Genomic DNA, 14,314 nt, shown 5'->3' on the forward strand with positions numbered 1-14,314 from the left:
CCGAACGGTTGCCGCCCTGGGCCGGTCCGGTCGGGGTGTTCGGAGGGCGGATGTCGATAGGCTTTCCACGTCCGTGGCGATCGGCGCCGAGCGGAGGCGGTGTGCGACGAAGACACGTCGGGGTGTTGGTCGTTGTCGGGCTCGAGGCGGTGAACGCCGCCACGTGGCTGGTCTTCCCGCCTGCCGACGACGGTCGCCCCGACTTTCTGCGTCAGTGCCTGGCCGAGTTCGCCGCGTCCGCCGCGGTTCTGCTGTTCGCCGTCGCTCTGGTGCTGGCCACCCGGGCGCGCTGGATCGAACCGTTCTTCGGCGGCCTGGACCGGATGTACCGGGTCCACCGTCGAGCGGCGGTCGCCGGCTTCCTGCTGTTGGTCGCCCACGTCACGGTCGTGCCCTGGCTCCTCGACTCGCCGGGCGGTACGCCGTCGGGCCTCATAGCCTTCGTCGGGATCGTGGTGCTCGTGTTGCTGAGCATCGGTCCACGGCTGCCGTTACTCCGTAACCTGATCACGGTCAGCTACCGGAGCTGGCGACATTCCCACAAGCTGATCGGGTTGTTCTTTGCCTTCGGTTTCGCGCACGCGCTCCTCGTCGACCAGGTCGTCGAAACCACCGTCGTGCCGTTCGCCCTGCTCCTGGCGGCCTACGTCGTCGGCATCGTCGCCTACCTCTACACGGTGCTCCTCGCGCGATTCGTCCGGCCCCGCTACCGGTACGTCATCGACGACGTCCGGCGACTCAACCCGACGACGCTGGAAGTCTCGCTGCGCCCCCGCAAGGCGCGACGCCTGGTGTTCACCTCGGGCCAGTTCGTGTTCGTGAAGATCCGCCGGTCGGGCCTGCGTGAGCCACATCCGTTCACCGTCAGCAGTTCGCCGTCCGAGGACCGGCTCCGGCTGACCATCAAGGCGGTCGGCGACTACACCGCCCGGCTCCACGCGCACGCCGAGGCCGGATGCCGGGCCACGGTCGAGGGAAGCTACGGGATGCTCGACTACCGGCGTGCCGGACGGCGGCAGATCTGGATCGCCGGAGGCATCGGTATCACCCCGTTCCTGAGTTGGCTGCGGGAGATGGAGCGACCGGACGAACGGCGTATCGACCTGTACTACACCGTTCGGCAGCCGGCGGAAGCGCTGTTCCAGGACGAGATGCGGGCGGCCGCCGTCCGCAATCCCGGCCTGCGGGTACACCTGAACGTCTCGGCCGAGACGGGCTCGCTGACCGTGGACCGGATCGTCGCCGACCAGGCCGCCGACCTGGCCGACGCCGACGTCTTCATGTGTGGACCCGTTCCGATGGTCAAGGCCTTCGAACGTGGATTCCGGCGCCGGGGCCTCCCCTCCGCCCGCATCCATTTCGAGGAGTTCTCTTTCCGCTGACCGCCGTCGGAATCGTTTTTCTTCCCTGGTCCGGTGGTCCGGCCCCATTGACCGTTAGCTCTACGCTGTCGTCATGTCACTCAGGGGCGTTCGGGTCGGTGCCGTGGTGATCGGCTTCGGCGCCCTGCTGACCGGAATGACGCTGACCCTCTGGACGCAGCCGCTCCGGGACCGGATCGAACCCTCCTGGCTGGGCTCCATGGTCTATCTGCTGGCATACACGGTGAGTGTGGTCGTACCACTCGTCATCTTCCTGCGGTTCGTCTGCCCGCTGCGGCTGCGCCCCGCCGCGTTCCAGGTCGACCCCACCGCGCGTCGGTTCGTGGCCGGGACTTTTCCCCGTAGTGCCGGAACCCAGGCGATACTGCTGTTCTGGATCGGTGGCAACTTCATCATGAGCGCCGCACGCGCCCCCGATGGAGAGGTGAACTTCGGCGACTGGCAGGCCGCGGTTGTCCCCGTCGGCCTGTTCGGTGTGATCGTCGTGGTGGCGGTGGCCGCCCCCTTCGTCCAGCAGGCGGCCGTCGTACTGGAACCGACCGGGATCACCATCCAGCGGAATCGGTGGCGCCGTACCGTCATCCCGTGGGACGAGCTGGCGCCGGGTGGGCCACCACCGCCGGCCAGGGTCAGCCCATCGGTCACGCTCTACCGCCGGGGCTGGCAACCGGGCGCGGGTCCACCTCGCACCGACGAACTGCCGGTCGGGCTGCTGAACGTGCGGCCCGCCTTCCTCGCCGGGGCGATCCGCCGGTACGCCGAACAGCCGCAGTTCCGCGCCGGCATCGGCACCCCGACGGAACTGGCCCAGCTCCGTGCCGACCTCCCACCGGAGTACGGCGCCGGGATCGAGGAGAACGGCGCCGAGCGCCCGCGGCCCGTCCAGGGGTCCGACCCGCCGCAGCGGTAGCCCGGGAGGACGCAGGACGCGTCAGGTCGCCAGATGCAGCCCGGTCCAATGGCGGCCGTCGGGCCGGGCGGAGCGCCACTCGTCCAGCAGCTCGGTGGCCCGGTCCTCGGGAGCCGCGAGCAGGACGACCTGCTCTCCGGCCTCGACCGACCGTTCCTGGGTCAGCGAGCCCTCGCTACAGCACTTGCAGAGCACCTCGCCACTGGTCAACACCTCGGCGCCGAAGTCGTGTCGTGGAAAGGCCTCGAGCAGCGCCTCGACGTCGTCGGCGGTCGCCGCCGTCACGGTCACCGAGAGCGTGGCCAGGTCCGATGCGGTGAACAGCATGATCTCGTCGAAGACCGGGTAGCGCCGGCCCTGGACGATCCGTTCGCCGTTGGGAGCGCCATCGTGCAGGACGACCTCGCCGAACCGGCGGCTCGGATCGAACGGCACGGTGAGGACCCGGGCCCGGGTCGGACAGAGCCGGTGGGCCCAGACCACCTCCTGCCCCGTCGCGGTGTCGATGCGTACGCAGGTGATCCCCAGGTCGGCCAGGATCTCGCCCTCGCCGGGTGGGAGGTCGACGCCGTACCCGGTCCAGCAGTCCCGGGCGGTGGACCAGTCCCGCAGCACGGTGGCGGCGATCCCGAGGTTCCAGAACGCCGGGTCCTGCTGTCCACGTGACGCCCGCGCGGCGGCCTCCCTGCCCAGTTCGTAGGCCTTGGGCCAGTCGCGGAGAAACTTGTACGCCAGTGCCGCGTCGAACCAGAGCGTCCCACTGCCCGGCGCGTCGGGTGCCTGACGGACCGCGGCCTCCATCAACTCACCGGCGCGCTGCCAGTCCCCGGCGTCCCACGCCTGGTACGCCCGCTTCACGACGTCGCCGTCGGGAGAATGCTGGAAGAGCGTCACGCAGGGCAGAGTAGACCACGGCCAGGTCACCCGGGTGCCCCCGCGCGATCAGGAACCGGATCCGGGGGCAGGGCGTGGACGGGTGGCGCGCACCACCGGCCAACGCTGCCAGACGGCGACGTGCAGGACGATTCCGAGGGCGAGATAGTTGAGCGCGGCGAGCGCGACCCAGGCGTCGGGATTCGCCCGCCGCCAGTGGAGTTGCCCGGCGTAGGCCGACAGTGCCGCGTACAGCAGGGCCGCGACGAGCGCGACCAGCAGCAGCGTGCAGAACCGCGCCGCAGTCGGACCGAGCCGGCTCGCGGGCCAGCCGTCGAAGAGCATCGAGACCAGCAACCCGCTCGCGATCACCGTGCCTCCCACGGCGTTGATCTGGTCCGGGCGCCAGCCGGCGACGGACCAGAGCAGCAGGAAGCTTCCGGCGGCGGCGGCGACGACCGTCGCGTTGCCGGCGGCCAGCCGGGCGCCGCGCCGCCGGATCAGGGTGAACGGCCAGCCGCGCAGGGCGACGTACAACGCCACCTGCCACACTCCCAGGATCAGCAGGGCGGCGCTGTACAGCGCCGCCGGAACCGGCCCGCCCGGGTTGCGCAGCCGTTCGGCGTGGCGTAACGCGGCCGGCACGTTGTCCAGGTTCACCAGCAGCAGGTACGCCGCCACGGCCAGCCCGAACGTCACGACCAGGGCCACCGTGCCACCCCAGAACCAGCCGAGGCGGCGCATCGGCCAACCCTCGGCGACGAGGGTCAGGTGCAGAAGAAAGGTGAACGCGCCCGCGCCGAGCGCGAGGGTCACCGGGAACGTCGGCGGATGCCCCGGCCCCGGGTTGGCGGCGAAGACGCCGCGCAGGTCGACCTGGCTGGTCACGGCCTGGCCGAGGATCGTCAGGGCCACCGCGCTGGCGATCACGATCAGCGTGTCGGTCAGGCCCGACCACCCGGGCCGGAGTCGGCTGCCCGGCCAGTCCTGCCACCAGAACGCGATGGTCGCGATCACCGGCAGGGCGAAGGTGGCCAGCGGGCCCAGCACCAGCAGCGACTCCTCCGGGCCGCCGAGGGCGAAGGCGAGCAGGAAGAAGAACGGTACGACCACCGCCAGTCCGGCCAGCCCGAGCATCGGTTGACGTGCCGACGCCTGGGCCGGCAGGTGTGGCCCGGGGCCCGGCTCAGATGGCATCGGGGACGTACTTTACGCAGTTCAGATGGGTTGCGGGTCGGGTTCGCGGGTACCGGCGTCACCCGCGTTGCCGAAGGCGTGGAGCGGCACCGCGTACACGACGAAGTCGTTCTTGTCGGTGATCTGGTCGTAGAGCCGGCGGGCGGTGTGGTTGTCCTGCCGGGTGTGCCAGTACAGCCGGTCGCAGCCCTGTCGGCCGGCCCACTCCCGCACGCTGTGGATCAGCGCGCGGGCGACGCCCTTGCCGCGCGCGTCCGGGTCCGTGAACAGGTCCTGGAGGTAACAGACGTCGGGCGAGGTCGTGCTGGCGTGCACGAGGAAGTGGGCGATGCCGACCAACCGACCGTCCAGTCGGGCGCCGAGCGCGTGCACCCGGTCGTCCCGCTGGAACTCCCGCCAGGCGCCGTCATAACGGGGCGCCGGCCAGGTACGCCCGTAGAAGGCGTTGTAGCCGGCGAAGAGCCGTTCCCAGGTCGCGCGGTCGTCCTGACCGAGAGGGGTGACGCTGATCAACAGGGGTCTCCTAGCGCGGAAGTAGGTCGACGACGTCGGCGGGCCGGTGGGCCACCAACGTTAAGTCTGCCGGTGCCTCGGTCGTGCTGCCCCAACGGGCGTGTACGGCGACCGCTCCCGCCGCCTCGGCACACCGCAGGTCCACCTCCGCGTCACCGACGTACACGGTGTCGGCGACGTCGACGCCCAACCGCCGACAGGCGAGCCACAGGCCGTGCGGAGCTGGCTTGGGCTCGCCGACCTCGTCACCACAGACCACTACCGGGAACAGCCGGTCGAGTCCGGTGCCGGCCAGTATCCGACTCGTGGCACGTCTCGTCGCGGCGGTGAAGATGCCGAGCCGACAACCCGCCCGGCGCAGTTCGTCGACCAACTCCGGTACGCCGGGAAACGGTCGCACCCGTGCGGTGGCCGATTCGAGATTGCGGTGGTAGCACTCGACGTCCTCCGTCGAGGCGGGTCGGCCGAGAAAGTGGGCCAGTACGGCGGGAGTGGCGCCGATGTGCCAGGCCGCGACGACGGCGGCCGGCGGAACGTCCGGGCCGCCGAGGGTACGGATCGTGTCGGCGTACACGGCGGGGACCGTCGCCATCGTGTCGACCAGGGTGCCGTCGAGGTCGAAGACGACGGTGCTGGTCCGGATCCCGCGCGCCGGGCCGCCGTCCAGCGCCCCCGGACCGGTCCCGGCAGCGGCACTCACCGCGTGTCCGGATGGGTCCGTAGCCAGTCGAGGACCTCGCCGGCGTGCTGGTCCGGCGGGTACACCGGATAGAAGACGTGTTCGATCACGCCCCGACTGACGATCATCGTCAGCCGCCGGTACAGCATCATCCCACCCGTGGAGAAGGTCGGCAGCCGCAGCGAGTCGCGTACCGCGAACTCCGGATCGGCGAGCATGGTGAACGGCAGACGCAGTCGACCGACCACTTCCCGCTGGTAGTGGCCGGGTTGCGAGGAGAGGCCGTACACCCGGGCCGCGCCCGCTCCGACCAGTTCCTCGTGGTGGTCGCGAAACCCGCACGCCTCGGCGGTGCAGCCCCGGGCCCCGGGAATGGTGTCCCAGCCCTCCGGCAGGTCCACGCCGGGGCGGCCGGTCAGCGGGTAGACGTACAGCACGGTCCGTCCGGCGCCCAGCGCCGCCAGTCCGACCGTCGAGCCGTCGGTGGCCGGAAGTGTCACGCCGGGCAGGCGTACCCCAACCAGGCGGTCCGCCGTGCCGTCGTCGGAAGGGATCGGCGGGTCGCACCGGACGGGGCGGCCGTCGAGCCCGTGACCAGCCGAGAACGGCTGTACACCTCTCGGCATCGATCGTTCGGCGGCGGCCCGCAGGTGCTCGGCCAGCGCGTCCCGGCGCCGCGTCAACCGGACGATCCGCGCGGACAGCTCGTCGATGGCGTGCCGGTACGCCGCCAGCGACGCCGGGCACTCGTCACCCGAGCCGTGACCGCTGGCCAGACACTCCACGAACGGCCGGGTCTCCTCGACCGACAGTCCCAGACCGGTCAACTCCCGGATCTCCCGTACCTGGCGGACCGCCACCGGGTCGTAGTCCCGGTAACCGTTCGGCAGCCGGACCGGGACTACCAGGCCGACCTTCTCGTAGTACCGCAACGCCCGGACCGTCACCTCGGCCTGACGTGCCAACTCTCCTGCTCGCACGCCTCGACGCTAAACCCGGACCCGGGGGTACAGGTCAAGCGCGCGGGTTCATTCGCCCCAGGCTCCGGTGCAGGGCCCAGGCGGTGGCGACGGTGGCCAGCGTGCCGCCCGCACCGGCGACGAGCAGGGTGGTCGGGGCCGAGGTGGCGTCGAGCAGCAGGGCGCCACCGAGGTAGGACAGCGCCGCGGCCACCCCGACCGCGCCGTACAGGTTGCCGAAGACCCGGCCGAGCATCCGTTCGGGTACGGCGCGCTGGAGCAGTGTGCTGGTGGCGACGTCCATGGCGGCGATGCCGAGTCCGCGTACTGCCTGCATCACGAAGGCGGCGCCGACCGCCCAGGCCAGCCCGGTGAGCAGATTGCCGACACTGCTGATCGCGAATCCGGCGATCAACAGTCCGGCCGTGGACGCGTGCATCCCGTACCGGGCCAGCAGCAGGTAGCCGAGGAACAGTCCGATTCCGACCGCGCCGAGCAGCAGCCCGACCGCCGAGTTCCCGGCCTGGAAGGTGTCGGTGGCCAGGAGCACCAGGGCGACGTCGTCGACACCGTTGAACGCCACGACGGTGCAGAACCCCAGGAAGATCACCCGGACCGTCGGGGTCGACCAGAGGTAGCCCAGACCCGCCCGTGCGTCCCGGAACAGTGCCCCGCGTCCCGTGTCGGCGCCCGGGGTCGCCGGCAGGCTGGGCAGCGAGGCCAGCAGGAGCGCCGAGAGCAGGAACGAGACGGCGTCGACCAGCAGCACCCCGCGTACGCCGGCAAGCGGAAACAGCGCCGCCGCGAGCAGCGGGCCGATCGCCTCTGCGCCGTTGGTGCCGAAGCCGATACTGGCGTTGGCGGTCTCCAGGTCCCGGTCGGGAACCAGGGCCGGCACCGCGGCCCGGGAGGCGGGCTGGAACACCTGCCCGGCGATCGCCCGGACCGCCACCAACGCCAGCAGCACCGGAAGCGGCGGCAGCAGTACGGCGATGAGCAGCAGCACCCCGCCCTGGACGAGTTCGGCGCCGATCATCACGCGCTTCAGGTCGAAGCGGTCGCTGAGCGCGCCGGTGAGCGGGCCGAGCAGCGCGGGCGCGAAGTCGCCGACGAGCAGCAGCAACGCGATCGCGAACGCCTGACCGGTGCTGTCGGCCACGTGCAGCATCAGCGCGACCAGGCTCAGCGAGTCGCCCGCGTACGAGATGACCCGAGCCGACCACAGCGCCCGGAAGGCATGGTTGCGCCGCAGTGATCGGTGTTGCCGCGGGGAAGCCCCGGCGGCTGTGCCGCCCCCGGGCGCCTCCGCGGAGTCCGCGCCGAAGGAGTCGGTCGTCGAGTCCGCCACCCCAGCCCCGCTCCCCGTGCTCGTGCTCGTACCCGGACCTGCGGGCAAGGTAGTCGTGCCGGCGAACCCGGGGCAACGCATATCGCTGCCGACGCCGCGTGGACTCAGGACGGGGTCGCCGACCGACGACGGCAGCGACGAACATGACGATTCAGCGGGGTTGATGCCCTGGGCTACAGTCCGGTCGCCACAACCTCCTACTGATGGTCGAAGGCGGGAGCAGCACATGCACATCGAGGCCCATCTCGACATCGATCTGGTGGCCCACGAGACCGACGACGAACTGTCGGTGCTCATCGAGATCAATGCGCCGTCCGCCGCCGGGGAACAGCCGGCGCGGGCCACGAACACCTTCGTGGTGGTGCTCGACCGGAGCGGGTCGATGCGCGGTGGCCCCCTGGAAGGGGCCAAGACCGCCGTACAGTTGCTGGTCGATCGGCTCGACCCCACCGACAACTTCGGGCTGGTGGCCTTCGACAACCAGGTCGAGGTGGTGGTGCCGGCCGGGCCGCTTGGCGACAAGGCGGCGGTGAAGCGGGCCATCGGCGATGTCGGCGCGCGGGGCAGCACGGATCTGTCCGCCGGGTACCTACGGGGCCTGCAGGAGGCGCGCCGAGCGGCGGGTCCGGCCGGGGCGACCGTCCTGCTCATCAGCGACGGCCATGCCAACAACGGGATCGTCGATCCGGTCGTGCTCGGCGGGGTCGCGGCCGAAGCGCGGGAGAACCGGGTCACGACGTCGACGCTCGGCTACGGCCTCGGATACGACGAGACGATCCTGTCCGCGTTGGCCCGGGAGGGCACCGGCAACGAACTGTTCGCCGAGGATCCGGACACCGCCGCCCAGCTCATCGCCGGAGAGGTGGAGAGCCTGCTGTCCCTGGTCGCCCAGGCGGCCTCGGTGCTCGTCCAGCCGTCCTCGCGGGTTCGGGCCGTACGGGTCCTCAACGACCTGCCGGTGTCCTCCGGAACGCACGGCGTCCAGGCCGAGTTGGGCGGGTTCTACGCCGAGGAGCGACGCAAGCTGCTGCTGCTCTTCGAGATCCCGGCGATCTCCGCCCTCGGCCTGGCCGAGGTGGCGACGTTGGAGTTCACCTGGGTGCAACTGCCCGAACTCAAGCAGTACACCGTCACCGTCCCGATCCACGTCAACGTCGTTCCGGGGGACGAGGCGGCCGGGCGGGTGCCCGACCCCGTGGTGCGGACGGAGGTGGTGTATCTGCGGGTCCAGCAGGCGAAACGGCGTGCCTCCACCAACCTCTCGCAGGGCGACTCGGCCGCGGCGCTCCGGGAGATCCGGAGCGCCCAGCAACTCAACAGCGCGGCCCAGGCGAACGCTCCGGCGGAGCTGGCCGAGGACCTGGCCGAGGAGGAGAAGGTGCTCGGTCACCTTGAGCGGGAGATCGAGCGTGGGCAGCTCAGCCGGGCAGCCAAGTACTCCTCCGCCAACAGCGCGGGAAAGTCCGGGAACACCGGGCAGTCCGGCGCCGAGTCCCGTCCGTCCTACCGGCGCCGGCCGGACCAGCAGAACTGACGCCCCGCCGCCGAGGCCCCGCCGCCGCACCGAGCCGGTACCGCGCCGCGCCGCGCGGGGGTACGTGCCGCGCAGCCCTGACCCCGACGCGGGCTCAGCCGAACAGGGCGGCGGCCTCCGCCACCGTGGCGCCGGACCGGACCGCACCCCGGATCCTCGGCAGCGTCTCCGGCATGCCGAAGGCCAGCGCGGCGCTGAGCCGGCCTTCGGCATGCCGGACGGCGACGAACCGCTCACCGTCCGGTGACCGGTGTACGACGGTGGTCTCGTCGGCGGCCGAGGCCAGCCCGACGAGCTGCACCTTGAGCCCGTAGTGGTCGGTCCAGACGTACGGCACTCCGACGCCGGACCGGCGGGCGGCCGGCGGCTGGAGGAGGTTGTACGCGACCACGCCGGCCTGCTCGACGGCGCTGGTCCAGTGCTCGACCCGGCGCGGCTCGACACTTCCCACGACCGGCCACCGGGCCACGTCGCCGACCGCCCAGATCGCCGGATTCGTCGTGCTGACACCGGTGGCGGCACAACGGACCCCGTCGGCCAGGTCCAGGGAACTGCCCCGCAGCCAGCCGGTGTTCGGCAGTACGCCGATGCCGACCACCACCAGGTCGGCATCGAGCACGGTGCCGTCGTCGAGTTCGACGGACTCGACGCGGTCCCGCCCGTGTACGGCGACCACGCCGCGTCCGGGATGGAACCGCACCCCGTGCCGGCGGTGCAGGTCGAGCAGGGCGGCGCTGGCGACCGTACCGAGCTGGGCGGCGAGCGGGGCGGGCTGGGGCTCGACCACGTCGACCGCCAGACCACGCCGGGCGGCGGCCGAGGCGAGTTCGGTGCCGATGAAACCGGCGCCGACCACCACCACCCGGGGCGTACCGGCGAAGGCGTCTCGGATCGCGACCGCGTCGTCGAGCCGGCGCAGGTCGTACACGCCGGTGGCGGGGGTCGGGAACGGCCAGGGGCGGGGTGCCGCTCCGGTGGCCACCACCAGGGCGTCGAAGTCGACCCGCGTGCCGGAGCCGAGCACCACCGCCCGGCCCTGCTCGTCGAGGGCCCCGGCCGGGTCGCCGAGCCGGACTTCGATGCCCTGTCCGGCGAGCTGTTCCGGGCTGGCGAGCCGGGTCCGGTCCGCCGGCCACTCGCCGAGCAGCACCTGCTTGGACAGCGGCGGACGGTCGTACGGCAGCCAGGGCTCGTCGCCGAGGAGGGTGACCGTGCCGGTGAACCCGGCCCGGCGCAGCCCCAACGCGGTACGGACCCCGGCCAGCGACGCGCCGACGACGACCACCCGGCCAGGAGCGCCCTCGGCCTGGCCGGGGTTCACGCCGGCCGGACCTCGATCGCCCGGCTTCACGCCGGGCCGACCTCGATCGCCTGGGCCGGGCAGAGGAACTGGGCGTCCGCCAGGTCGTCGGCCAGGTCGTCACCGGCCTCGGTCAGATGGTCGAGGTCGCCCGCGTCGGTGAACCGGAACACCGCCGGGACCCGTTCGACGCACTGGCCGTGCAGCTCACAGTGATCCCGGTCGACCTGTACCCGCAGCGCCATCAGGCTGCCACCTCCGGCTTGAACACCAGTTTCGCGGGCAGCGAGGTCGGGCCGTGGTTGATGAAGCTGGCCAGGTACGGCACCTCGTCCGACGGGGTGAGCAGGGTGATCTCGGCCAGCCGGTCGAGCAGCGTCTCGATCACCACGATGCCCTCCAGCCGGGCCAGCGAGGAACCGATGCAGGCGTGCGGCCCCTTGCCGAAGGCGAGGTGCGCGGCGGCGTTGCTCCGGTCGAGCTTGAGGTGTGGGCACTGCTCCCAGGCGGCGGGGTCGCGGTTGGCCGCCTGGTAGAGCACCAGCAGCCGGGAACCGGCCGGGATCTCGGTGCCGCCGACCACCGAGTCTTCGAGGGCGAGCCGGTAGAAGCCCTGGATCGGCGATTCGAGCCGCAGCGACTCCTCGATGAACCGGGGGATCAGTGCCGGTTCGGCCCGGAGCCGGTCGGCGAGGCCGGGCGTCTCGGCCAGCAGTTTGATGCTGCTGGCCAGGTGGTGGGTGGTGGTGATGTTGCCGGCGATCAGCAGTTCGATGGTGAAGCTGATCGCCTCGCGTCGGGTCAGCTCGCCGGCCCGGTCGGCCGCCACGATGGTCGACAGGACGTCGTCGCCGGCTTCGCCGCTGTGCCGGCTGATCAACGCGTCCATGTAGCCGGTGAACTCGCGCTGCACCCGCTCGCGCTTCTCGGGGTCGCCGCCGTGCCCGCCCAGCGAACCGGTGATCTCCTCGGACCAGCTTCGGAACTGGTCCACGTCGTCGGCGGGTACGCCGAGCAGGGCGCTGATCACCCGTACCGGAAGCGGTGCGGCGATCCGTTCGACCAGGTCGACGTCGACGGCGTCGCGCAGCGCCTCGACGTGCTGCACGGCGATCCGCCGGACGACCGGTTCCCAACTGCGGACCTGGGACGGGGTGAAGGCGCGGTTGACGATGGAGCGTCGGGTGGCGTGCACCGGGTCGTCGGAGAGCAGCAGCAGCGGGCGGAGCCGGTTGGGGTCGTCGGTCGGCGACGGTGGCGGATTTCCGACAGTAATCGTCGAGGAGAACCGCTTGGCGTCCCGCAGTACGCGCCCGACGTCGTCGTGGCTCGCCACCACGTACGCGTTCACTTCCGGGGCGAAATGCACGCCTTTCGCCCGTAGTTCGTCGTAGACGGGGCCCGGGTCGCGCAGCGCGTCCGGGGCGAGTCCTACCAGGTCGGCCAGTGACATGGAACAATCTCCCATCGACCAACGGCGCGCTGCTCGACATGCGCGCCGTAGTAGCGGAGCACCCCCCGGTGCTGGCGCTCGACGAGTCGATGCCGGGTCGTGGGTAGCGCGGGTGGCCGGTGCTCTCGGCCAGAAACTTACGGCGCGGATCTGCACAGTGGCAATAGCCTGGCTATCATTCCGCCATGAAGAATGAGCCGGCCGTTCCGCCGTATCACATCGCTTCGGTCGACCACGCCCTGCGGCTACTGCTGCTCCTCAAGACCAAGCCGAGCATCCGGGTCGCGGAAGCGGCGGACGAGTTGAACGTCGCCCGGTCGACCGCACACCGCCTGCTGGCGATGCTCGTCTACCGCGGTTTCGCGGCGCAGAACGCGACCACCCGGGCCTACCATCCCGGGCCGGTGCTGATCGAGGTCGGCATGGGTGCGCTGTCCAAGCTGGACGTCCGGCGCAAGGCCCGGCCGTACCTGGAGCGTCTGGTGGCCACGACGGGCGAGACGGCGAGCCTCCAGATCCTGGAGGGCAACCACGTCCGGTTCGTCGACTCGGTCGAGTCGACGAACGCGGTCCGGGTGGCCTCCCGGGCCGGGGTGAGCCTGCCGGCGCACGCCTCCTCCGGCGGCAAGGTGCTGCTGGCCGGGATGTCGCTGGAAGCGGTGCAGCGGCTCTACCCGACCGAGCGGCTGGAGCAGGTGACCGACGCGACCAACACCGACCGGGCCACCCTGTTCGAGGAGTTGGCCGAGGCCAGGGCCCAGGGCTACTCGGTCAACCACGGTGAGAGCGAACCGGGGCTGGTGGCGGTCGGCGTACCGTTGCCGGACCGCACCGGTACGCCGGTCGCCTCGCTCACCATCGCCGGCCCGACCGCCCGGATGGGCCCGGAAGGGGTGAACCGGGCCGTGGAGGCGCTTCGCGAGGCGGCGAGGGAACTCGGCGAGAGCCTCTACCGCTGAGCAGTCGATTCCGTACATCAGAATAACTGTGCCTCCTATTCCCTAGGGCGATGCACGGGGCTAGCGTGTGAGCACTGCGTGGTCGCACTCGTGGCCGACGTCGCCGTGGCCGGGCCCGCACCCGGTCACGGCGGAGCGGCCCCGGACCGCGACCGCCAGCTCCGCCGCGGTCACCACCAGTCCCGGGAGAGGCACCATGTTCATCGACGTCCACGGTCACGTCAGCGCTCCGAGTGAGTTGTACGCCTACAAGGCCGGCCTGTTGGCCCACCGCGGTGCGCACGGCCGGGGCGGCGCGGGGATCAGCGACGACCGGCTCCGGGCAGCCCTGCACGAGCCGAACCCGAGCTTCGGCGGCGAGTCGCACCTCGCCCACCTGGCCGCCGCCGGCATCGACCTCCAGCTCATCTCGCCCCGGCCCTACCAGGCGATGCACAGCGAGTCGCCGGCCTTCCTGGTCGACTGGTTCACCGCCGAGACCAACGACGTCATCCACCGGGTCTGCCAGCTGGAGCCGGGACTGTTCCGGGGCGTCGCCGGGCTGCCACAGAGCATGGAGACCGACCCGGCGGAGTGGACCCGCGAACTGCGTCGCTGCGTCCAGGAACTGGGCTTCGTCGGCGCCATGCTCAACCCCGACCCGTACGAGGGCACCCGGCAGCCGCCCGGCCTCGGCGACCGGTTCTGGTACCCGGTCTGGGAGGCGCTCTGCGAACTCGACGTACCGGTGCTGATCCACTCCGCCGGCTGCCGCGCCCCGGCCCGGGAGAGTTACTCGCTGCACTTCATCCAGGAGGAGACGCTCGCCGTCATCGGCCTGCTCCAGTCGGCCGTCTTCACCGACTTCCCCGACCTCAAGATCGTGGTGTCGCACGGCGGCGGGGCCATCCCGTACCAGCGCGGTCGGTTCGCCCCGGGCGCACTGCGCAAGGGCCAACGCTTCGAGGACAACCTCCGCAAGCTCTGGTACGACACCTGCCTCTACACCCGCGACTCCATCGAGCTCCTGCTCAAGGCGGTCGGGGTGGACCGGGCCCTGTTCGGCACCGAGAAGCCCGGCACCGGCTCGATGCGGGATCCGGAGACCGGTCGCTGGATCGACGACATCCACCTGCTGATCAACGACATCGAGTGGCTCGACGACAAGCAGCGTACGCAGTTGTTCGAGACCAACGCCCGCGAACTGTTCCGGCTCTAGCGGGCGGCG

Annotated in this window: 14 protein-coding genes; 5 read left to right on the forward strand and 9 right to left on the reverse strand. The window is 71.3% G+C overall.

From position 1 onward, the window contains the following. Positions 1-101: 101 nt before the first annotated feature. Both ACFP2T_RS41180 and ACFP2T_RS41185 read left to right on the forward strand, forming a co-directional pair. The gene (locus ACFP2T_RS41180; RefSeq protein ID WP_377432185.1) at positions 102-1,382 is read left to right on the forward strand and encodes a ferredoxin reductase family protein; all 1,281 of its coding nucleotides are present in this window, start codon (positions 102-104) and stop codon (positions 1,380-1,382) included. 73 nt (positions 1,383-1,455) lie between these two features. Continuing rightward, positions 1,456-2,292: a hypothetical protein gene (locus ACFP2T_RS41185; protein WP_377432187.1), complete on the forward strand. Its 837-nt coding sequence runs from the start codon at positions 1,456-1,458 to the stop codon at positions 2,290-2,292. Positions 2,293-2,313: 21 nt separating this feature from the next. Here ACFP2T_RS41185 and ACFP2T_RS41190 read toward each other — a convergent pair whose 3' ends face one another. From ACFP2T_RS41190 to ACFP2T_RS41215, 6 genes are read right to left on the reverse strand one after another with little or no spacing between them, the layout of a single operon-like run. Next, the gene (locus ACFP2T_RS41190) at positions 2,314-3,186 is read right to left on the reverse strand and encodes a tetratricopeptide repeat protein (protein ID WP_377432189.1); all 873 of its coding nucleotides are present in this window, start codon (positions 3,184-3,186) and stop codon (positions 2,314-2,316) included. Between the two features lie 48 nt (positions 3,187-3,234). Beyond that, positions 3,235-4,362: a hypothetical protein gene (locus ACFP2T_RS41195; protein WP_377432190.1), complete on the reverse strand. Its 1,128-nt coding sequence runs from the start codon at positions 4,360-4,362 to the stop codon at positions 3,235-3,237. A gap of 21 nt (positions 4,363-4,383) precedes the next feature. Continuing rightward, positions 4,384-4,875: a GNAT family N-acetyltransferase gene (locus ACFP2T_RS41200; RefSeq protein ID WP_377432192.1), complete on the reverse strand. Its 492-nt coding sequence runs from the start codon at positions 4,873-4,875 to the stop codon at positions 4,384-4,386. Positions 4,876-4,885: 10 nt separating this feature from the next. After that, complete coding sequence (locus tag ACFP2T_RS41205; protein WP_377432193.1) at positions 4,886-5,575, reverse strand: HAD family hydrolase; 690 nt, start codon at positions 5,573-5,575, stop codon at positions 4,886-4,888. Then, positions 5,572-6,534 carry a MerR family transcriptional regulator gene (locus ACFP2T_RS41210; protein WP_377432194.1) on the reverse strand — a complete coding sequence of 321 codons (963 nt, stop codon included), beginning with the start codon at positions 6,532-6,534 and terminating at the stop codon, positions 5,572-5,574. The genes ACFP2T_RS41205 and ACFP2T_RS41210 overlap by 4 nt, the downstream gene beginning before the upstream one ends. A gap of 34 nt (positions 6,535-6,568) precedes the next feature. Then, positions 6,569-7,861, reverse strand: coding sequence for an MFS transporter (locus ACFP2T_RS41215; protein WP_377432195.1), 1,293 nt, complete (start codon positions 7,859-7,861; stop codon positions 6,569-6,571). 226 nt (positions 7,862-8,087) lie between these two features. Here ACFP2T_RS41215 and ACFP2T_RS41220 point away from each other — a divergent pair, with 226 nt between their 5' ends. After that, entirely contained in the window at positions 8,088-9,395 is a 1,308-nt protein-coding gene (locus ACFP2T_RS41220) for a vWA domain-containing protein (protein WP_377432197.1), read from the forward strand. A gap of 94 nt (positions 9,396-9,489) precedes the next feature. Here ACFP2T_RS41220 and ACFP2T_RS41225 read toward each other — a convergent pair whose 3' ends face one another. Genes ACFP2T_RS41225 through ACFP2T_RS41235 form a run of 3 tightly spaced genes read right to left on the reverse strand, consistent with a single transcriptional unit; the run spans position 9,490 to position 12,148 of the window. Beyond that, a complete protein-coding gene (locus tag ACFP2T_RS41225; RefSeq protein ID WP_377432199.1) occupies positions 9,490-10,716 on the reverse strand; it encodes an NAD(P)/FAD-dependent oxidoreductase in 1,227 nt (408 codons plus the stop codon). A 26-nt stretch (positions 10,717-10,742) separates the two neighbouring features. Beyond that, positions 10,743-10,940: a ferredoxin gene (locus ACFP2T_RS41230; protein ID WP_377432201.1), complete on the reverse strand. Its 198-nt coding sequence runs from the start codon at positions 10,938-10,940 to the stop codon at positions 10,743-10,745. Next, positions 10,940-12,148: a cytochrome P450 gene (locus ACFP2T_RS41235; protein WP_377432203.1), complete on the reverse strand. Its 1,209-nt coding sequence runs from the start codon at positions 12,146-12,148 to the stop codon at positions 10,940-10,942. The genes ACFP2T_RS41230 and ACFP2T_RS41235 overlap by 1 nt, the downstream gene beginning before the upstream one ends. Positions 12,149-12,333: 185 nt before the next feature. On the opposite strand from ACFP2T_RS41235, the gene ACFP2T_RS41240 reads away from it, so the two are divergent. Together ACFP2T_RS41240 and ACFP2T_RS41245 are read left to right on the forward strand one after the other, a co-directional pair. After that, entirely contained in the window at positions 12,334-13,107 is a 774-nt protein-coding gene (locus tag ACFP2T_RS41240; protein WP_192764833.1) for an IclR family transcriptional regulator, read from the forward strand. 196 nt (positions 13,108-13,303) lie between these two features. After that, positions 13,304-14,305 carry an amidohydrolase family protein gene (locus ACFP2T_RS41245; protein WP_377432205.1) on the forward strand — a complete coding sequence of 334 codons (1,002 nt, stop codon included), beginning with the start codon at positions 13,304-13,306 and terminating at the stop codon, positions 14,303-14,305. The last annotated feature ends 9 nt before the right edge of the window (positions 14,306-14,314 follow it).

The sequence above is a fragment of the Plantactinospora solaniradicis genome, assembly GCF_042658085.1.
Taxonomy (GTDB): Bacteria; Actinomycetota; Actinomycetes; order Mycobacteriales; family Micromonosporaceae; genus Plantactinospora; species Plantactinospora solaniradicis.